General features: G+C 67.5%; 20 protein-coding genes. 9 read left to right on the top strand and 11 right to left on the bottom strand.

The window, feature by feature from the left end; translation table 11 throughout:
• Positions 1-21: 21 nt before the first annotated feature.
• The 5 genes from G6N23_RS02740 to G6N23_RS02720 are packed head-to-tail and all read right to left on the bottom strand — an operon-like array spanning position 22 to position 5,882.
• Entirely contained in the window at positions 22-951 is a 930-nt protein-coding gene (locus tag G6N23_RS02740) for an SDR family NAD(P)-dependent oxidoreductase (protein WP_085261657.1), read from the bottom strand.
• Positions 948-1,784, bottom strand: a complete 837-nt coding sequence (locus tag G6N23_RS02735; protein WP_085261656.1) for a TauD/TfdA dioxygenase family protein — start codon at positions 1,782-1,784, stop codon at positions 948-950. Before G6N23_RS02735 ends, G6N23_RS02740 begins: the two co-directional genes overlap by 4 nt.
• A complete protein-coding gene (locus G6N23_RS02730; protein WP_085261655.1) occupies positions 1,781-3,625 on the bottom strand; it encodes a flavin-containing monooxygenase in 1,845 nt (614 codons plus the stop codon). The genes G6N23_RS02735 and G6N23_RS02730 overlap by 4 nt, the downstream gene beginning before the upstream one ends.
• Complete coding sequence (locus G6N23_RS02725; RefSeq protein WP_085261654.1) at positions 3,622-5,010, bottom strand: aromatic ring-hydroxylating oxygenase subunit alpha; 1,389 nt, start codon at positions 5,008-5,010, stop codon at positions 3,622-3,624. The genes G6N23_RS02730 and G6N23_RS02725 overlap by 4 nt, the downstream gene beginning before the upstream one ends.
• Positions 5,010-5,882, bottom strand: coding sequence for an SDR family NAD(P)-dependent oxidoreductase (locus G6N23_RS02720; RefSeq protein WP_085261653.1), 873 nt, complete (start codon positions 5,880-5,882; stop codon positions 5,010-5,012). The genes G6N23_RS02725 and G6N23_RS02720 overlap by 1 nt, the downstream gene beginning before the upstream one ends.
• A 342-nt stretch (positions 5,883-6,224) precedes the next feature.
• Between G6N23_RS02720 and G6N23_RS02715 the strand changes: the two genes are divergently transcribed.
• From G6N23_RS02715 to phoU, 5 genes are all read left to right on the top strand, one after another.
• Entirely contained in the window at positions 6,225-6,815 is a 591-nt protein-coding gene (locus G6N23_RS02715) for a TetR/AcrR family transcriptional regulator (protein ID WP_085261652.1), read from the top strand.
• 86 nt (positions 6,816-6,901) lie between these two features.
• Entirely contained in the window at positions 6,902-7,903 is a 1,002-nt protein-coding gene (locus G6N23_RS02710; RefSeq protein ID WP_085261651.1) for an acyl-ACP desaturase, read from the top strand.
• A gap of 14 nt (positions 7,904-7,917) precedes the next feature.
• A complete protein-coding gene (dusB, locus tag G6N23_RS02705) occupies positions 7,918-9,084 on the top strand; it encodes a tRNA dihydrouridine synthase DusB (RefSeq protein ID WP_264070939.1) in 1,167 nt (388 codons plus the stop codon).
• Between the two features lie 182 nt (positions 9,085-9,266).
• Positions 9,267-11,486, top strand: coding sequence for an LCP family protein (locus tag G6N23_RS02700; RefSeq protein WP_085261649.1), 2,220 nt, complete (start codon positions 9,267-9,269; stop codon positions 11,484-11,486).
• A 59-nt stretch (positions 11,487-11,545) separates the two neighbouring features.
• Complete coding sequence (phoU, locus tag G6N23_RS02695; protein WP_085261648.1) at positions 11,546-12,214, top strand: phosphate signaling complex protein PhoU; 669 nt, start codon at positions 11,546-11,548, stop codon at positions 12,212-12,214.
• 23 nt (positions 12,215-12,237) lie between these two features.
• On the opposite strand, the gene pstB is transcribed toward phoU, so the two are convergent.
• From pstB to G6N23_RS02665, 6 genes are all read right to left on the bottom strand, one after another.
• Positions 12,238-13,014 carry a phosphate ABC transporter ATP-binding protein PstB gene (gene pstB / locus G6N23_RS02690; protein ID WP_085261647.1) on the bottom strand — a complete coding sequence of 259 codons (777 nt, stop codon included), beginning with the start codon at positions 13,012-13,014 and terminating at the stop codon, positions 12,238-12,240.
• Positions 13,015-13,080: 66 nt separating this feature from the next.
• Positions 13,081-13,995, bottom strand: coding sequence for a phosphate ABC transporter permease PstA (gene pstA, locus G6N23_RS02685; RefSeq protein WP_085261646.1), 915 nt, complete (start codon positions 13,993-13,995; stop codon positions 13,081-13,083).
• Entirely contained in the window at positions 13,995-15,020 is a 1,026-nt protein-coding gene (gene pstC, locus G6N23_RS02680; RefSeq protein WP_179961151.1) for a phosphate ABC transporter permease subunit PstC, read from the bottom strand. Before pstC ends, pstA begins: the two co-directional genes overlap by 1 nt.
• A 24-nt stretch (positions 15,021-15,044) precedes the next feature.
• Positions 15,045-16,157: a phosphate ABC transporter substrate-binding protein PstS gene (gene pstS / locus G6N23_RS02675; protein ID WP_085261645.1), complete on the bottom strand. Its 1,113-nt coding sequence runs from the start codon at positions 16,155-16,157 to the stop codon at positions 15,045-15,047.
• Positions 16,158-16,267: 110 nt separating this feature from the next.
• Positions 16,268-17,185, bottom strand: a complete 918-nt coding sequence (mshD, locus tag G6N23_RS02670) for a mycothiol synthase (RefSeq protein ID WP_085261644.1) — start codon at positions 17,183-17,185, stop codon at positions 16,268-16,270.
• Positions 17,182-17,955 (bottom strand): winged helix-turn-helix transcriptional regulator, encoded by a 774-nt coding sequence (locus G6N23_RS02665; RefSeq protein ID WP_085261643.1) that lies wholly within the window; start codon positions 17,953-17,955, stop codon positions 17,182-17,184. Before G6N23_RS02665 ends, mshD begins: the two co-directional genes overlap by 4 nt.
• A gap of 81 nt (positions 17,956-18,036) precedes the next feature.
• Here G6N23_RS02665 and lmeA point away from each other — a divergent pair, with 81 nt between their 5' ends.
• From lmeA to G6N23_RS02650, 4 genes are all read left to right on the top strand, one after another.
• A complete protein-coding gene (gene lmeA, locus G6N23_RS02660) occupies positions 18,037-18,807 on the top strand; it encodes a mannan chain length control protein LmeA (RefSeq protein ID WP_085261642.1) in 771 nt (256 codons plus the stop codon).
• A complete protein-coding gene (locus G6N23_RS02655) occupies positions 18,804-19,238 on the top strand; it encodes a thioredoxin family protein (RefSeq protein ID WP_085261641.1) in 435 nt (144 codons plus the stop codon). Before lmeA ends, G6N23_RS02655 begins: the two co-directional genes overlap by 4 nt.
• Positions 19,239-19,267: 29 nt before the next feature.
• Complete coding sequence (locus G6N23_RS22670) at positions 19,268-19,357, top strand: putative leader peptide (RefSeq protein ID WP_372509022.1); 90 nt, start codon at positions 19,268-19,270, stop codon at positions 19,355-19,357.
• A gap of 93 nt (positions 19,358-19,450) precedes the next feature.
• Positions 19,451-19,906, top strand: a complete 456-nt coding sequence (locus tag G6N23_RS02650; protein ID WP_085261640.1) for a DUF4395 domain-containing protein — start codon at positions 19,451-19,453, stop codon at positions 19,904-19,906.
• Positions 19,907-19,939: the final 33 nt, after the last annotated feature.

Below are 19,939 nucleotides of genomic sequence, written 5' to 3'. Positions count from 1 at the left end.
ACTCCTTGGACTAGGTGGGGACTACTGGGTTCTGTCTGTCTGGGTCATCCCGAAGCTGTATCGGATGTGGTCGGCATGACCGTCCGGCACCACCGAGAAGACCACCGGTGCCCGGATATCCCGGATCTCCCCGATCCGTTCGCCGACCTCGTCGATGGTCCACGACGGCTGGTAGACGCCGGGGCTTTCGGCCACCACCGCCCGGGCCACCCGGCCCGCCAGCGCGATCAGCACATCGCCGGTGACCGAACAGGATTCGTGCGCCAGCCAACCCACCACGGGCGCTACAAGTTCCGGTTCCATCGGCGGATAGCCCGAGGTGTCGATACCCTCGGCCATCCTGGTCACCGCGGCAGGCACGACGACATTGCACATCACACCGGCAGGTGCGCCCTCCAGTGCCGCGACGTTGCTCAGCCCGATCACGCCCGCCTTGGCAGCCGCATAGTTGGCCACACCGGAGTTGCCGTACAGGCCGCCGATCGACGAGGTCAACACAATGCGACCGTAGCCCGCATCGCACATGACCGGGAAGGCAGCCCGCACGACATGGAAAGCTCCGCGCAGGTGTACGTCCAGCACCGCATCGAAATCCGCCGGAGTCATGTCCCGCAGCGAGGCGCGCCGGACGTTTCCGGCGTTGTGGATCACGATGTCGAGCCGGCCGTAGCGCTCGAGCGCGGCGGCGATGATGTCCTGCCCGCCCTGCGGTGTCGCGACCGACGCGGTGCAGGCGACCGCGTCGCCGCCGGCCGCCCGGATCGCCTCGGCCACCTGCTCGGCCGCCTCGACCCGCACGCCGTCGCCGGTGAGGTCGGCCCCGGTGTCGTTGACCACGACGCTGGCCCCCCGCGCCGCGAGCAGGTGCGCATAGGCGCGCCCCAATCCGCGCCCGGCACCGGTCACGACGGCGACCCGGCCGTCGAACCTGAGCTCGCGAGGTCTGCTCAAGCGAAGGGTTCCTCACCGGCGAGCTTGGTCCGGTGGAGCATCCGGCCGGAAGCCGGATCGTACGGGCGGGCCCGGTGCATCGTGCCGGTGTTGTCCCACATCACCAGGTCACCGACGGACCACTGGTGCCGGTAGACGAACTGCGGTTGGGTGGCCCAGTCGCGCAGTCGCACCAGGGTTTCGGTGCTCTGGGAGTATTCCATCCCGAGAATGTGGCTGGCGGTGCAGCCGAGGATCAGCGATTTGCGCCCGGAACGGTGCGTCCAGACCAGCGGCAGCTCGCACTGGCCGATCGCCATCATCTGTTGCAGCGTAGCCGCTTCCGGCTCCGGGTCGTAGTACAACAGCGAGTTCCACGCCGAGTGCATCGCCCGCAGCGAATCCAGCTGCTGCTTGTCGTGTTCGGACAGCTCGTCGTAGGCGGCATAGGTGTTGCAGAACTCGGTGTCACCGCCGCCGCCGGCCGGCAGCACCTTGCTGGACAGCAGCGACGCGAGGATCGGCACCTGGTTCATCGTGCCGTCCAGGTGCCAGTAGAAGGAGCCTTTGAGGTAATCGGCCTGCTTGTTGACGCTGGTGTCCAGTGTGACGTCATAGACGGCAGCGCCGTCACGCTCGGGCGCCAGCGTGCCCAGCGTTTCGGTGAAGGCGACCTGTTCGGCCTCGGTGAACCCTATCTGCGGGAACACCAGAACCCCGCGCTGCTCCAGCAGCCCCCTGATGGCGCCGGCGTGGGCACCGGACAGCAGCGCCCCCTTATCGGCGAGGATCTCGGTTCCGATGCGCTCGGTGAGGTCCCGGGTCGGCAACGTGACTCTCGTCGTCGATGTCACTGCAGCTCCATACCTTTGAGGTCGCCCGCCTCGCGCCACTGCTTCAACAGATCATCGAAGGCGTAGAAGCCCGGGGAGTACACCTCGCCCAGGAACGAGCGGCTGGCGTCGCCGAATCCACGGCCCTCGTTGTTGTAATAGCCGGGTGTGCAAGACAAGTCGAACGCCGAATTGTCGAATGCCAACTCCCGGATGGTGTTGACCCAGGCGTCCTGACCCTCCTGACTGGGCTCGACGACCGATGCTCCCCGTTTGAGAGCCTCGGCGATGATGTAGGCGATGTGCTCGGCCTGCTGCTCGAACATCGCGGTGGTGTTGGCAGACACGCCGCCCTGGATGAAACCGGTGTGGAACTGGTTGGGGAACCCGCGGCTGGTCATCCCATGCAGGGTTTGGAACCCGTCGCGCCAGTGGTCGAACAGCGATACCCCGTCGCGTCCCTCGATGACATCGATCGCGTACCGACGGCTGATCTCCGTGGAGATCTCGAAACCACTGGCGAAGATCACGCAGTCGACCTCGTACTCGACGCCGCCCGCGACAACGCCTTTCGCGGTGAGCTTTTCAACACCCTTGGATTCGGCCACATCGACCAGGGTGACGTTGGGCCGATTGAATGCGGGCAGGTAGGTGTCGCTGGAGGTCGGGCGCTTGCACATGAACCGGTAGTACGGCTTGAGCGCCTCGGCGGTCTGCGGATCCTCGACGATGTCGTCGATGCGGCGGCGCAGCCGCTCCATGATCTTGTAGTCCTCTTCCTCCCGCATCGCCATGATCTCCTCGACGCCCAGGGCCGTCGGGTCGGGACTGGCGCCGATGCGGGCGGTCAGGTTGCGACCCAACTCGGTCCAGAAGTCGCACACCATGTCGGGGGCGTCGAAGACCACGCCTTCGAACGGTGACCAGCGATGAAAGTTGCGCTTGCGTTCGGCCTGCCACCCCGGCTGCAGCGACGCGGCCCATTGCGGGTCGGTGGGCTCGTTGCCGCGGAAGTCCACCGAGGACGGCGTGCGCTGGAAAACGTAGAGCGCCTCGGCATCCCGACCCAGGTGCGGGACCAGCTGCACACCGGTCGCCCCGGTGCCGACCAGCGCCACGCGCTTGTCGGCCAGCTTGTCCAAGCCACCGTTGGCGTCGCCGCCGGTGTAGTCGTAATCCCAGCGGGCCGAGTGGAAGACGTGGCCGCCCGCGTTCATGAAGTCCTTGATGCCCGCGATGCCGGGCAGCTTGGGCCGGTTGTAGGAGCCCTGCGCCATCACCACGAAACGCGCCCGCAAGTCGTCGCCCCGGTTCGTCGTCAGCCGCCAGCGGTTGATCTCCTCGTCCCAGCGGACACTGCGCACCTGGGTCGAGAAGATCGCCCCGTCGTAAAGACCGAAGTGCTTCCCAATGTTCTGGCAATGCTGGAATATCTCGGCGCCGTCGGCGAACTTCTTGGACGGGATGAAATCGAGCTCTTCGAGCATCGGGATATAGCAGTAGGCGTCGTTGTCGCACTGGATTCCGGGGAAGCGGTTCCAGTACCAGACGCCGCCGAAGTCGCCGGCCATCTCGATGACCCGCACATCGGCCACGCCGGCCTTCTTCAGGTAGGCGCCGGCCAGCAGACCGGCGATGCCTCCGCCGAGGACCACGACTTCGATGTCGGCGTCGATGGGTTCCCGCGGAGTCACCGCGGTCTGCGGGTCAACCTCGGCGAACTCCACGAAGTCATCCTTGAGTTCGAGGTACTGCCCGGAGCCGTCGGCGCGGACGCGTTTGGCCCGCTCGGCGGCGTACTTCTCCCGCAGCGCTTCGATGTCAAAGTCGTCGGGGGTCTGGGTGGGCAGGCAGTCCGTCATCGCTCGCTTCCTGTCGGGATCTGCTCGGGTGCGCCGTCGCCCATGTACTTCGCCAGCTGGTTGTGCAGGTTGACGATGGCTCGCTCCCGGTAGGGGTTGGGCCTTGCGCCTTGGTAGCCAAGGGATTTCATCCCCTGCTGGACCGCGGCCATGTTGGAGAAATCCTGCGGCAGAACCGAGCGCCAACCCGGATCGCCCACCGGGGTGTACTCCCACTGCGTCTGCGGCTCTTCGCCTTTTCCGAAGAGCTCGAACACCGAGACCTCGAAGATGCACTTGTCGGGGTTGTAGCTGGGATGCGGCCGGGCGCTGTAGCACAGCGCACTGGTCAGCCCCTGGCCGATCTGGAAGTTCGGGAAGATCTGCCATGCGGTGCCGGCCTGGCCGAGCACGTCGGCCGGGATCGTCGGCCAGATGACGCCGCGGGCTTCGTCGTCGCGGCGCGCCGAGGCCAGCCAGTGTTCGAGGACCTTGTCGGCCGGGGTGCCCTCGGGAAGCTCGTCGACCAGCCGCTTGGCGGCGTTCACCAGGGTCATCGTGGTGGTGGCGTTGGTCTCCTCCATGGTGTAGATCTGCATCTCCGCGGTCGACACCCGGGGGTCGTCGCCGATTCCCAGCCGGATCTTGGACTTGGTCGTCTCCAGATCCTCGGGAGCGTCGTAGCCGATGTTGCTGTGTTTGCCCTGGACTTTGGCCCAGCCCTTGAATTCACCGAACTTGTTGAACTCCGGGTGGGTCGTATAGACGTGGTAGGTCTCGTTGAAGGCCTCCATGGCGACCTTCCAGTTGCAGTCGAATTCCAGCCACCGGCGCCACTTGTAGCGCATGTTCTCCAGGCCGAACGGTTCGAGGATCTTGGCTGCGGGAAACAGGTAGTCGGCCAGCGGTTCGCAGTCCGGGTCCATGTTGATCCAGACCCAGCCGCCCCAGGTGTCGACGCGCACCGGCCGCAGGTGGGTGTTCTCGGGTGTCAGCGCGCCCTGCCAGTCGTCCTGTTCGCGAATGTGGGTGCAGGCCCCGTCCAACCCGTAGGTCCAGCCGTGGAAGCCGCAGACGAACGACTTGCGGGTGCGCGCGCAGGCGTTCTTCGCCCCGGCGGGTGTGTCGACCAGTCGGCGGCCGCGGTGCATGCAGACGTTGTGGTGGGCATGAAAGGCGTCCGGTCCGGTGCGGACGACGATGATCGAGTCGTCGAGGATGTCGTAGGTGAGGTAACTGCCCACCTCCGGCAGGTCCTCGACCCGGCCGGCCTGCTGCCACACCTTGCGCCACAGCTTGTCTCGTTCGGCACGGGCGTACTCCGGGCAGGTGTAGGCCTCGACGCCGATCGTCATCGGCTGCGACAGTTCTTCGGCCGTATCCGCGTTCTGGACCGGATCGGTCATCACATCCTCCTGATTGCCGCGCGGAAGGTTTCGTCCTTGAGGAACAGTGAGGTGTTGTCGTCGGCGAGGTGGCTCCACTTCAGGTTGAGCCCGCCGTCGACCAGCAGTGTCTGGCCGGTGATGTAGCTGGAGAGATCGGACAGCAGAAACAGGATCGGCCCGGCCTGCTCCTCGGGCCGTCCCCGGCGCCCCATCGCGATCGCCCGCCGGTCGCGATCGGGGTCCGCCTCGACGTAGGCGCCGGACGCCGCCGTCTCGGTGACGCCCGGGGCCACCGCGTTGACCCGGATCCCGACCGCCGCCAACTCGAGCGCCATGGTGCGGGTCATCGCGACGACGGCGCCCTTGGCGGTGCCGTAGGCGATGTGGAACGGCGCGGTGTTGATCCCACTGATCGAGGAGATCGACACGATCGAGCCCGGGCGCTGCTGGGTCACCAGTTCGGCGGCGACCGCTCGGCTCATGAAGAACGCGGTCTCCAGGTTGTGCGCGAAGATCTCCCGCCAGTCGGAGCGGGCCACCCGGGTAGCGGGCATCCATGTCGACGGCGCGGCTCCGCCGGCGACATTGACCAGCCCGTAGAGCTGTCCGTCGGCGTGGCGCGCCGCATCGAGCACGGCGGCTACGCCCTCGTCGGTGGCGGCGTCGGCGACCACCGGCAACACCGACAGGCCCTCGGCGGCCAGTGGCGCGATGTGCTCATCGAGGTTCTGGACCGAGCGGCTCACCGCGATCACGGTGGCTCCGGCGCGTGCGGCCATCGCGGTGATCGTCGTACCGATACCGCCACCGCCGGCGCCCGACACCACGATGACACGGCCTTCAAGGCCCAAGAGGTCCACGTGGCTCAGGAGGCTGGAGTGATCCGCCATGACCCGCTTTCTCCTGGCACAGGCAGCAGATCCGCAGCTCCCAGGAAGCCTTCGACACCGGGTATGCGGATTTGTCCGGACAACATACGGCATTCTTCGTTCTGAAGAACACTATTCCGCAGCACGGTGGACCCAGTCAAGGGCACGACCCGCCGGCCCGGCGGTTTTATTGTCTGGACTAACCCGTCGAGCCGTCCCCGTGCCGGGCCCCGCAGGTCGCCCCGGCTGCGGCACCAGGCGGGCACCCGCAGGTCGTCAGGCCCGGCAGCGGCGGCAACACCGCGCACCGGGAGGTGGACCGGCGTTACGATCGGTGTCAAATTGGACCCTTAGGAGATTGAAGTGCCGTCCGGTCAACGCCGGGGCCGTTGGTCCGGGGTCCCACTGGAAGATCGTCAGGCCCTGCGTCGAGACGAATTCATCGCCGCCGGCGTACAACTGCTCGGCGACGAAAACGGACCCACGCTGACCATCCGGTCGGTCTGCCGCGCGGCTGCGCTGACGGAACGCTATTTCTACGAAAGCTTCACCGACCGTGACGAATTCGTGCGCGCCGTATATGACGACGTGTGCACGCGCGCCATGGCGGCACTGCTGTCGGCCCATACGCCGCGAGAAGCCGTGGAAGGCTTCGTCGCTTTGATGGTCGACGACCCGGTGCGCGGGCGGGTGCTGCTGCTGGCCCCGGGGACCGAGCCGGTCCTGACCCACTCCGGTGCGCAATGGATGCCGAACTTCATCGAGATGCTCCAGCGCAAGCTGACCCGAATCGGCGACCCGGTGCTCCAGAACATGGTGGCAACCGGGTTGATCGGGGCGCTCACCGCCCTGTTCAGCGCCTATCTCAACGGGCGGCTCGCGGCCAGCCGGACGCAATTTATCGACTTCTGCGTCGACATGCTGCTCAACACCGGCCGGGCCGAAAAGATGTAGCACAACACGGCCCGGCTAACTTGCTGCTACCGACATACACAGATATATTGCCTGCAACTAGCGGACACAGATACCCAGGAGCTGTTATGACGCGTGAGTGGACCGACCTGGAGTTGCTGCACGAACTCGAGCCGGTCGTCGAGAACGCGGTCAACCGCCACTTCTCCATGACCAAGGACTGGAATCCCCACGACTACGTCCCGTGGTCGGAGGGCAAGAACTACTACGCCCTCGGCGGCCAGGACTGGGACCCCGAGCAGTCAAAGCTGTCCGAGGTCGCCCGCACCGCGATGATCCAGAACCTGCTGACCGAGGACAACCTGCCCTCGTATCACCGCGAGATCGCGATGAACTTCACCATGGACGCCCCCTGGGGCACCTGGGTGAACCGGTGGACCGCCGAGGAGAACCGGCACGGCATCGCCCTGCGCGACTACCTCGTCGTCACCCGCAACTGCGACCCGATCGAGCTGGAGACCCTGCGGATGGAGACCGTCAACCGCGGCTTCAGCCCCGGGCAGAATCACCAGGTCTCCGGCGACTTGTTCGCCCAGAGCCTGTTCGACTCGGTCGTCTACGTGACCTTCCAAGAGCTGGCCACCCGGATCTCACACCGCAACACCGGCCGCGCCTGCAACGACCCGGTCGCCGATCAGCTGCTGGCCCGCGTCTCGGCCGACGAGAACCTGCACATGATCTTCTACCGCGACATCAGCGCGGCCGGGTTCGACATCGCGCCGGAACAGGCGATGTACTCCCTGCACCGGGTGTTGGCCAACTTCCAGATGCCCGGCTACGTGGTGCCCGAATTCCGCCGCAAGGCGGTGATCATCGCCGTCGGCGGCGTCTACGACCCGCGCATCCACCTCGACGACGTGGTGATGCCGGTGCTGAAGAAGTGGCGCATCCTCGAACGGGACTTCAGCGGCGAAGCGGCCCGCTACCAGGAAGAGGTCGGCAAGATCGTCGCCGACCTGGAAGAGACGTGCGAGAAGTTCGAGGTGGCCAAGCAGCGCCGGCTCGAGCGGGAGGCCAAGGTGGCCGAGAAGCGCGCCGCCAAGAAGGTGCTGGAGCCATCGGCGCCGTAGGCCACGGCGGCAGCCTGCTGGCCGCCGGCACCGACGTTCAGCGCGCATTGCGCATCGGTTCACTGCCGCTCGCCAGCCCTGTGGTGCTGGCCCCGATGGCAGGTGTGACCAACGTCGCATTCCGCACGCTCTGTCGCGAGCTGGAACGGTCTCGGACCGGAACGGTCAGCGGGCTCTACGTGTGCGAGATGGTGACCGCCCGCGCGCTCGTCGAGCGCCACCCGGCCACCCTGCACATGACGACGTTCGCCCCGGACGAGTCCCCGCGCTCGCTGCAGCTCTACACCGTCGACCCCGACACCACCTACACCGCGGCCAAGATGATCGCCGACGAAGGCCTGGCCGATCACATCGACATGAACTTCGGCTGCCCGGTGCCCAAGGTGACCCGCCTCGGCGGCGGATCGGCGCTGCCCTACAAGCGCCGGCTGTTCGGCAACATTGTCGCGGCGGCGGTAAGAGGAGCTGGCAACTCGGGTATCCCGGTGACCGTGAAATTCCGGATCGGGATCGACGAGGCCACCCACACCCACCTCGACGCCGGGCGTATCGCCGAGTCCGAGGGCGCCGCCGCGGTGGCCCTGCACGCCCGAACCGCGGCACAGCGCTACTCCGGCACAGCCGATTGGGAGCAGATCGCCCAGCTCAAAGCCCAGGTGCGCTCGATTCCGGTACTCGGCAACGGTGACATCTTCGAAGCCGGTGACGCCCTGGCCATGATGGCTGCCACCGGCTGCGATGGCGTCGTCATCGGCCGGGGCTGCCTGGGGCGCCCCTGGCTGTTCGCCGAGTTGTCGGCGGCCTTCGCCGGCCGCCCGGCGCCCACCCCGCCCACCCTGGGCGAAGTCGCCGACATCATCCGCCGCCACGGCGAGCTGCTGGCGTCGCATTTCGGTGAGGAAAAGGGCATGCGGGAGATCCGCAAGCATGTCGCCTGGTACCTGCATGGTTTCCCCGCCGGTTCGCAGTTGCGGCGGGAGCTGGCCATGGTCACGACGCTGTCCGAACTCGACACGCTGCTGGAGCAGCTCGACGGGTCGATCCCGTTCCCGGCGGCCGCGACCGGGCCGCGCGGCCGGCAGGGCTCACCGGCCAAGGTCACTCTCCCGGAGGGGTGGCTGGCCGATCCGGATGACTGTGCGGTGCCGGTCGGGGCTGACATTATGCACTCGGGTGGCTGAAATGAGACGTTCTCGACATCGCGTGTCTGGAAACTTCTCAGTAGACTAAGTAACTTATTGCCCCAGGTGGGGTTGTCCCTGCGGGGGCGGAACAGGTACGGAGCATCAACGGTGATCATCCGTGCCGCGCTGACCGGCGATCGACGCCCGTCAGTCCCGAAGACTCGGAGGCCCGTGAGGACATGAGTGACGGCGACAACGCCACTCCTGGCCGCTGGCCCGGACAGGGCCGGGATGACGGTGACCATCAGTTGATGACGATGACGCCGCCCGGACCCGCGCCATGGGAGCGTTGGCAGACCCCCGCTCCGACTCCCCGCCGTTCGGCTCCGTCTCGCCGCCGCAACGGCGGTGACGGTTCGGTGACCGTCGCCGACCTGATCGCCAAGGTCAACGGCGGCGTTCCCCCCTCCGGCGGCCGCAGGCGGCGCCGCGCCGCCCCGGAGCCCGTAGGTGCCCCGGAGCCCGTAGGTGCCCCGGAGGCGGCCGCCGAAACCATAGCGGCGATAGAGCCCGTACCCACGCCCGAGCCACAGGCCGAATCCTCGCCGGACTTCGAAGTCGTGGACCCACCGGCCTTCGAAGCCTTCGAGGCCACCGACGCGGCGGGCTTCAGCGCCGACATAGCGGAGGTGGCCTACCCGTCGGAACTGCCCGACCTCGACCTGATTCACGGCACGCAGCCCACCCGCGCCGACGAGCCCGACTGGGCCGACTGGGTCGGGTTCGAGCCCACCACCGAACTTCCGGACGTGGCGCGCGAGATACCGCCGGTACGCATCGACCCCCCGGGGCAGACCGACGACGCAACCCACGAGCCGCACCCGCACAGGAGCCACCGCGGGGCGATGGTGGCCGGCCGGATGGTGGCGGCCATGATGGCCGTCCTGGCCCTGGTGCTGACCGGTTCGGCCTGGCAGTGGAGCGCGACGAAGAACCGTAGCCTCAACCATGTCAGCGCGCTGGACCCCGACTCGCACGACATCCTCGACGCGGCCGGCCAGTACGGCGATGAGAACTTCCTGATCGTGGGCGCGGACACCCGCGCCGGGGCCAACAGCCAGATCGGCGCCGGAAGCACCGAGGACGCCGAGGGCGCTCGATCCGACACCATCATGCTGGTCAACATCCCGGCCAACCGTAAACGCGTGGTGGTGGTGTCGTTCCCGCGCGATCTGGCGATCACGCCGATTCAGTGTGAGGTCTGGAATGCCGCGACCGGCGCCTACGGCCCGATCTACGACGCGGACTCCGGCAGCTACAGCGATGAGACCGTCTACACCGAGACGAAGCTGAACTCGACGTATGCCTTCGGCGGGCCGAAGTGTCTGGTCAAGGAGATCCAGAAGCTCTCCGGGCTGGCGGTCAACCGGTTCATGGCCGTCGACTTCGTCGGTTTCGGCAAGATGGTTGACGCCCTGGGCGGCGTCGAGGTGTGCACCACCAGCCCGCTCTACGACCTCGAACTGGGCAGCGTGCTGGCCAACAGCGGCCGGCAGCGGGTCAACGGTGCGACCGCGTTGAACTATGTGCGGGCCCGCAATGTCACCACCGAGGACAACGGCGACTACGGCCGGATCAAACGCCAGCAGTTGTTCCTGTCGTCCCTGTTGCGCTCGCTGATCTCCACGAACACCTTCTTCTCGCCGACCAAGCTCAACAACGTGGTCAACATGTTCATCGGCGACAGCTACGTGGACAACGTCAAGACCAAGGATCTGGTGAACCTCGGGCAGTCGCTGCAGAAGGTGGCCGCCGGACACATCACCTTCGTGACCGTTCCGACCAGTGAGACCGACGAGAACGGCGACGAGGTCCCGCGGATGGATGACATGCGGGCACTGTTCGACGCCATCATCAACGACGATCCGCTGCCCGGCGAGAACGACCACAACGCCACGTCGGTCTCGACCACCAGCCCCACCACCCAGCCCGCCCAGGCGTCGGCGACTCCGGTCGGCCCGGCCCCCAAGCCGAGCATCGAGCAGGTGCGGGCGGTCACCACCTCCCCCGTCGACGTCAACGTGCGGGTCTCGAATGCCACCGAGGTGTCCGGTCTGGCCGCCTCCACCTCCGAAGAGCTGCAGCACTGGGGCTTCGACGTCGACAGCGCCGACGACTATCCGGGTACGGTCAAGGCCACCAAGGTGCTGTTCTCCCCCGGCAACGAGCAGGCCGCCGCCACCGTGTCCTCGGCACTGTCGGGCGCGCCGATCGAGCGGGTCACCGGGTTGGGCAGCATCGTGCGCGTCGTGCTGGGCTCCGATTTCCGAAGCGTCACCAGGCCGGCCGCCAGCGGCTCCCAGGTCAACGTCCAGCTCAACCGCGGCGCCAGCGTCGAGCCGACCGAGCTGCCCGCCGACCTGACGGTCACCAACGCGGCCGACACCACCTGCGAGTAATCGCCGGGGCAGTCGCCGTCGCGCGGTCATCGAGCACCCCCCGGGTTAGTCTTGAGGGCATGCGAACCGCCTATCACGAGCAACTCTCGGACTTGGCCGAACAGCTCGGCACGATGTGCGGCCTGGCCGGGATCGCCATGGAACGTGCCACTCAGGCCCTGCTGCAGGCCGACCTGGTGGTGGCCGAGCGGGTGATCACCGACCACGAGAAGATCGCCTCGATGAGCGCCCGCGCCGAGGAGAGCGCCTTCGTGCTGCTGGCGTTGCAGGCGCCGGTCGCCGGGGACCTGCGGGCCATCGTCAGCTCCATCCAGATGGTCGCCGACATCGACCGGATGGGCGCGCTGGCGCTGCACGTCGCCAAGATCGCCCGCCGCAGGCATCCGCAACACGCACTCCCCGAAGAGGTCAATGGATACTTCGCCGAGATGGGCCGGGTGGCTGTTGATCTGGGCAACAGCGCGCAGGAGGTGCTGCTGTCGCGCGACCCGGAGAAGGCCGCCCGGATTCGCGAGGAAGACGACGCGATGGACGACCTGCACCGGCATCTGTTCTCGGTGATGATGGACAAGGAATGGCGGCACGGAGTCGCGGCGGCCGTCGACGTCACGTTGCTCGGCCGGTTCTACGAGCGGTTCGCCGACCACGCCGTGGAGGTGGCGCGTCGGGTGATCTTCCAGGCCACCGGCAAGTTCCCGGACGAGAACACGCTGCCTCCGCCCGGATAGGGTGCGCCCACTGTGACGACCGGCTAGCCGAAGCGCCCGGAGATGTAGTCCTCGGTCTCCTTGCGGCTCGGGTTGGAGAAGATCTTCTCGGTGCCGTCGATCTCGATCAGCCGGCCCGGCTTGCCGACGTCGGCCAGGTTGAAGAACGCCGTCTGATCACTGACCCGCGCCGCCTGCTGCATGTTATGGGTGACGATGACGATGGTGTATTCCTGCTTGAGCTGAGCTATCAGCTCTTCGATGGCCATCGTCGAGATCGGGTCCAGAGCCGAACACGGCTCGTCCATCAACAGCACGTCGGGTTGCACCGCGATGGCGCGGGCGATGCACAGTCGCTGCTGCTGGCCGCCGGACAGGCCGCCGCCGGGCCTGTCCAGCCGGTCTTTGACCTCGTTCCACAGGTTGGCGCCGCGCAGCGAGAACTCGGCGGTCTCGTCGAGCGTCCGGCGGTTGCGGATGCCCTGAAGTTTCAGCCCGGCCACCACGTTGTCGCGAATCGACATGGTGGGGAACGGATTCGGACGCTGAAACACCATACCGACGGCCTTTCGCACGCCCACCGGGTCGATTCCGGGCCGGTAGATGTTCTCACCGTCGAGCAGCACCGAACCCTCGATGCGGGCCCCCGGGGTGATCTCGTGCATCCGGTTGAGGGTGCGCAGCACCGTCGACTTGCCGCATCCGGACGGACCGATGAAGGCGGTCACACTGCGCGGCGCGACCGAGAGCGTCACGTCGGCAACAGCGTGGAACGACCCGTAATAGATGTTGAGGTCGGTCAGGTCCAACCTTTTCGCCACCGTGCAGCTCTCCTAAATCTCATTGAAACCTCACGCCCACCGCTCGCGCGCCGGTGTGCCGACAGACTAGAACTTCTTGGGCGCGAAGAGGCGCGCTCCGAACCTGGCCGCGATGTTGAGCACCGCGATCAGGATGATGAGCGTCAGCGCGGCACCCCAGAGCCGGTCGGTGGGAACGGCGCTGGTGCCCGCGCCCGCCGATGTCTGGTCGTACATCATTCCCGGCAACGACCCCATGAAGCCGTGGAACATGTCGAAGTTCATCGCCTGCGAATAGCCGACCAGGATCAGCAGCGGCGCCGTCTCGCCCATCACCCGCGCCAGCGCCAGCAGAATCCCGGTGACGATCCCCGACAGCGCGGTCGGGATCACGATGCTGGTGATGGTCTTCCACTTCGGCGCGCCCAGCGCGTAGCTGGCCTCACGCAGGTCCACCGGAATGATCCGGAGCATCTCCTCGGTCGCCCGCACGATCACCGGCACCATCAGCAGTACCAACGACAACGACACCGCAAAACCGGAGCGGTGAAATCCGAGGGTGGCCACCCACAGGGCGTAGATGAACAACGCTGCCACGATCGACGGCACCCCGGTCAAGATGTCGACCATGAAGGTCGCGAGCTTGCCGAGCCGGGTCCCGGCACCGTATTCGACGAGGTAGATCGCCACGAAGATGCCGAGCGGGATCGAGAGCGCCGCGCACACCAGCCCCTGCAGCAGCGTCCCGACGATCGCGTGGTAGGCCCCGCCCCCGGCGGCGAACGCCGTCATGCCGGCCTGCGAGTGCGTCCACCACCCGCTGGAGCTGATCGCGGCGAACCCGTGTTCGATCACCGAGTACATCACCCACACCAGCGGGACCAGCGCCACTCCCATCGCGACGGTGACCAGCACCGTCGCGATGGCGTTGGCCACCCGGCGCCGCAGGCCGACCGTCGCGAACGTGCGCTCCTTGACCGGTCGGTCCAGCAGGGCGGTCATCAGTGCACCTTCTTCGTGATGGCCGCGCGCGCCAGCGCGTTGACCACCAGCGTCAGCACGAACAGCACCAGCCCGGCCGCGATGTAGGCGCCGGCCTTGTACTGGTCGTTGAACTCCGATGCGGTGGCAGCGATTTTGGTGGCGAACGTGGACCCGCCGTCGAACAATGACCAGTTGAACGCCTTCTGGGTGGCCCGCAGGATGATCAGCAACGCCACCGTCTCACCGAGTGCACGCCCCAGGCCCAGCATCGCCGCGCTGATGTATCCGGACCGCCCGAACGGCAGCATCACTGTCTTGACCACTTCCCACCGGGTCGCTCCCAGCGCCAGCGCTGCCTCGATCTGGCCGCGCGGCGTCTGGGCCAGCACCTCGCGCGTGACCGCGGTGATGATCGGCAGGATCATCACCGCCAGCACGATCCCGCCGGTGAAGATGGTGCCGCCGCCGGCTACCGATGCGTTGCCGGTCGCGAACAGGAAGAACCCGCCGAGATTCTCGTTGAGCCACTCCGCGGCGGTCCGCAGCTGCGGAGCCAGCACGTACAACCCCCACGCCCCGTAGATGATCGACGGCACGGCGGCAAGGAGTTCGACCATGTAGGCGAGAGGTCCGACGAGCCGTCGGGGGGCGTATTCGGCGAGGTAGACGGCGACCCCCAGTGCCACCGGCATGGCGATCAGCAGGGCGAACACCGAGACGAACACCGTCACCCGCAGCATCTCGGCGATGCCGAAGTGCATGGCCGAGGTGTCAGTGGTGACCCAGTTACCGGCGTAGGTGAAGAAGTTCTCCCGATTGCGCCGCAACGCCGGTATCGCCCGCAGCAGCAGGAATCCGCCGACGGCCGTGATCAACGCGATGATCAACACACCGGAGCCCTGGGCGACCAAGCGGAACACCTGGTCGGGGATGCGACTTCCGGCGGAACGCGTCGCCGCCGGGATCACCGGTTGTCCGGATGAGCCGGAAGGCTTGGCCGACCCCGACGACGTGGTAGGAAACGGTTCGGCGACGCTAGACACCTCCCCTCGAGTGCGGCACGGCGGCTACTGAATCGCGTCGATCGCAGCGCTCAGACGCCGCTGGAACTGATCCGGCAGCCGAACGTATCCCGCACCGGACAAGTCGTCCTGGCCGCTGGTCGACGCCGTCTTCAGGAAGGATTTCACGGCCGCCGACGTGTCCGGGTCGTAGCCTTTGGAGCAGACGATCTCATAGGTCACCAAGACTAGCGGGTAGGCGGCCGGTTGCCTGGTGCCGTAGAGGGACTTCAGGTCCAGCCGCATATCGTTGCCCTCTTCGGAGACGAAGCCGGCCGATTGGATGGCGACACCGGCCGCCTCGTCGGTCGCGGCGACCACTCCGGCGCCGGAGTCGATCATCGCGGACCGAAGGTTCGCCTGGTCGGCGAAGCCCTTCTCGACGTAGCCGATCGCGCCGGGTGTGCTCTGTACCGCCTGTACCACCCCGGCGGACTTCTGCGCGCCCTCACCGACACCGCCCTGGAATTCGCTGCCCTCGCCCTTGGTCCAGCTCTGCGGGGCGGCGGCACTGAGGTACTTCTGGAAGTTGTCGGTGGTGCCTGAGGAGTCCGACCGGTAGATCGGCGTGATGGCCGTCGCCGGCAGTTCCACTCCCGGGTTCAGAGCGACCAGGGCGGGGTCGTTCCAGCTGGTGATCGTTCCGGTGAAGATCCGCGCCAGTACGTCGGCGTTGAGCACCAGGTGCTCGACTCCGTCGAGGTGGTAGGCCATGCTGACCGGGCCGAAGACCAGCGGCAGGTGCCACGCCGGGTTGCCGCCGCCGCACCGGTCCGCCGCCTGGGCGACCTGGGCCTCGCTCAGCGGCGAATCGGATCCGGCGAAATCGACGTGTCCGGCGATGAACTGTTCGCGGCCCGCACCGGATCCGGTCGGGTTGTAGGACAGGTTCTTGCCCGGGCACTGGTTGCCCCACACCTGGTTGAACACCGCGATCGCGTTCTGCTGCGCCGTGGACCCCTCGGCGGTCAGGGTGTTCTTCCCGGCGCACTCGGCGGACCCTGCAGGCCCCGCGGCGGCGCCGGTCGATCCGCCGGTGTTGTCGTCGCTACCGCACCCGCTCAGCGCCAGACCCAAGGTCGTCGCCAGCAGTGCAATGCCCGCCGTTCTGGGCTTCATTGTTTCTCGCTTTCCGCTCACGTTCGGTTCGAATCCCCCGGAACGTATGTGGCGCTCATGGATGGCAACCGCATGGCAGGTGAACGCGCGGTGAATAGATCGAGCGACGGTCAACCACGGTCTACCGCGGCGTAGGCGGTGTCGACGCTGTGCACCGTGAAACCCAGCTGTTCATAGGTCCGCAACGCCGCGGTGTTGTCCGCTTCGACGTAGAGCAGCACGGTCGGCGAGTCGACATCGGCGAGCCGATCGGCCAGGTGGGCCAGGCCCACTTCGGTCAGCGCCCGGCCCAGGCCACGTCCCTGGGCGGCGGGATCGACCCCGACGACATACACCTCCCCGGCGAGCTCGGCGCCGGGCTTGTCGCGGTGGATCTTGGTCCAGTGGAATCCCAACAGGGTCTGCTCGTCGGTCGCGTCGAACGCCAGGAACAGCCCGCGCGGATCGAACCATCCCTCGGCACGTCGTTCGGCCACGTCCGCCGCCGTCCAGCCGCTCTGCTCCGGATGCCAGGCGAAGGCCGCGTTGTTGACACGCAACAACTCGGCGTCGTCGGCCTCCCCCGCATAGCTGCGAATCGACACCCCGACCGGCAGCGACGGCTTCGGCACCCCGCGCAACGACCGGCGCATCTGCAGCAGCTCGCGCACCGCGGCCAGATCCAGCGCCGCGGCGGTGGCCCGGGCTCCGGGCAGCGTGCCGTGCGCCCAGAACCGGTTGCGTCCTTGGCTTTTCGTCAACGCGGCGCGGGCCATCGCGGATCCGATGCCGCGCCGCCGGGCCGGTGGCGCTACCACCAGTTCGGCCATAGGCGCGGCGTCATCCGACGGCGCGCTCAGATTCAGATAGCCCACTACCGCGCCGCCGTCATCGGCGACCAGGTGTCCGGCACGGTCGCCGGCGAGCTCGCGCAGCACCTGTTCACCGACCGGGGCGACGCCGTCGTGGTCTCCGGCGGCGGCGATCAGCTCCCGAACCTGCCGCTGCTCGTCGTCGGTGAGCGCGGCGCGCCATTGCGGAAGGATCACTGACTGGCCAGCGACTCGGGCGCACCGCCGTCCGCGCCGTCGAGGTCGTCGACCGCCTCATCCCCCTCGTCCTCGTCGTCGGACGCGCCCGCGGGTTTGCCCCGAACCGGCCGGACCGCCTTGTAGCCGACGTTGCGGACCGTGCCGATCAGCGACTCGTATTCCGGGCCGAGCTTGGCCCGAAGCCGCCGGACGTGCACGTCGACGGTGCGGGTGCCGCCGAAGAAGTCGTATCCCCACACCTCCTGCAGCAACTGCGCGCGGGTGAAGACCCGGCCGACGTGCTGGGTGAGATATTTGAGGAGCTCGAATTCCTTGTACGTCAGGTCCAGCGGCCGGCCACGCAGCCGCGCCGTGTAGGTGCCTTCGTCGATCACCAGCTCGCCCAGCTTGGTCTGGCCCGAGGTCTGTTCGGCGGTCGGGGCGCCCCGGCGGCCGGTCAACAGCCGCAACCGGGCGTCGGTCTCGGCCGGCCCGGTCCCCGGCAGCAGGATCTCGTCGACTCCCCACTCGGCATTGACGGCGACCAACCCGCCCTCCGTCACCACCGCTACCACTGGCACCGAGCCCGCGGTCGTGCTGAGCAGCCGGCACAGCCCACGGGCCCCGGCCAGATCGGTGCGCGCGTCGACGATCACCACCTCCGCCGAACCGGCCTCGAGCAGCGCAGAAACCTCCGGCGGCGCTGTCCGCACGGTGTGTGCCAGCAGCGACAGCGACGGCAGCACCGCATCGGGGTGCAAGTCAGCAGTCAACAGCAGTAGCTCCAACGAGGTCCTCCAGCGTCCCAGGTGATCTAACGATAGCGTGCGACCTGCCAGAATGGCCGGGTGCGCAGGGTGCTTATCGGGATGTCGGCCGTGATCGCGGCTCTGGTCGTCGCAGTCGGCGGGGTCGATTTCGGGATCAGCGTCTACGCCGAATACCAACTGTCGCGGGCGGTTCGGCGGGCCACCGACCTCGGATCGGACCCCTTCGTGGCGATTCTCGGGTTCCCGTTCATCCCGCAGGCGCGGCGGGATCACTACGACGAAGTGGAGATCAAGGCCCCTGCCGTCGAGCAGCCGATGATCGGCAAGGCGATGCTAGAGGCCACCATGCATTCGGTCGACCTGAGCGAGGCGACCTGGCGGTTCCGCCCCGGCGCGCAGATCCCGGTCGCCAAGCTGGAGAGCCGGATCATCATCGGTTCGGTGTATCTGGGCCGCTACCTGGGGATCCGCGACCTGATGGTGGAGGCCCCACCGAGTGAGACGAACGACGCCACCGGCGGCACCACCGAGTCGGGGATCTCCAGCAGTCACGGCCTGGTGTTCACCGGCACGCCGGCCGGGTACGGCAAGCGGGTCAGCGTTGCGGTGGACCTGTCGATCGCCGGCGCCGACCACACCACCCTGGTGATCACCCCGACCGGGGTCCTCACCGGCCCGGACACCGCCAACCAGCACGTTCCCGACGAGCAGCGGGCCGCGGTCCTGGCGGCCTTCCGCGGCAGCCTGCCGCAGCAACGGTTGCCGTTCGGGCTGGTGCCCACCAGCCAGGGCGCCCGCGGCTCCGATGTGATCATCGAGGGCATCGCCGCGGACATGACCGTCACCCTGCCGGAGTTCCGCCAGCGATGAGCGTGATCGCGATCGTGGCCGGCCTGGCGCTCGCAGGCGTGATCGGCTGGTGGGTGAACCGTCGGGCCGGGGTGATCAGGCCGGTAGAGGTCACCGACTCCGGGTCCGGCGCCGACGATGACGGCGCGGCCGCGTTTCTGGGGCTGGAGCGCGGCGGCCCAACGGTGGTGCACTTCTCCGCACCGTGGTGTGGACCTTGCGCCGGGGTGCGCCGGGTGGTCGAAAAAGTCTGCGACGATCTCGGCGGCCCGGAGAAGGTGATGCACCGCGAGATCGACATCGACGCAGATCCCGCTGCGGCACGCAGGTTTTCGGTGCTGTCACTGCCCACCACCCTGATCTTCGACGCCGACGGCCGGCAGCGCTACCGGGCGGCCGGCGTCCCGACGGCCGCTGCACTGCGGTCCGCGCTGGAGCCTTTATTGGCTTGAACGCCCCCGCATTGGGTAGGCTGTCTGGCGTGTTCGCCCGCATTGAGCTTGTGCTCACCAAGCGCCGCACAGTCGACCTGTGCCGCACCGCGGGCTGCTGCTGTTGTCGCTGTCGCTGAGTCGCCGCGTTATCGCGTCGCTCTCGGAGCAGCCCGCGATTCCGTGGCATGTCTCCACCAGCCATTCGCCACGACAGCCAGGGAGCAGCAAAGATGCCGAACACCGAACCCGATACCAGCCAGGTAGACGTTCGGGGTCCCCGGTTCACCGCCTGGGTCACCTCGGCGGTCCTGGTGGCCGTCCTGCTCATCTTCGAGTTCAGTCCGGCCGCCGCCACCGTCGTGCTGGCCGGCCAGGCAGTCGTGTTCGCGATCGGCGCGGCGTCTGGTCCCCGCCGCCACCCCTACGGGGTGCTCTATGCGCGTCTGGTGGCGCCGCGGCTGGGTCCGGTGACCGAGCGTGAGCCGGTGGCGCCGCTGCGCTTCGCTCAGCTCGTCGGCCTGGTGTTCGCCGTGCTCGGAATCGCCGGTTTCACCGTCGCGCCGGCGGTGGGCCTGACCGCGACGGCCTTCGCGCTGGCGGCGGCCTTCCTCAACGCGGCCTTCGGCATCTGCCTGGGCTGTCAGCTCTACCCGCTCGTTGTGCGCCTGCGCCCGACACCGGTGTGACCGCCGGGTTCCCCACGAACTCGTCCGCCCCGA

Origin of the sequence: Mycolicibacter terrae (assembly GCF_010727125.1) — a bacterium.
Taxonomy (GTDB): domain Bacteria; phylum Actinomycetota; class Actinomycetes; order Mycobacteriales; family Mycobacteriaceae; genus Mycobacterium; species Mycobacterium terrae.
Note: the sequence above shows the minus strand (reverse complement) of the source record. Positions and strands in the feature narration are given on the sequence as shown.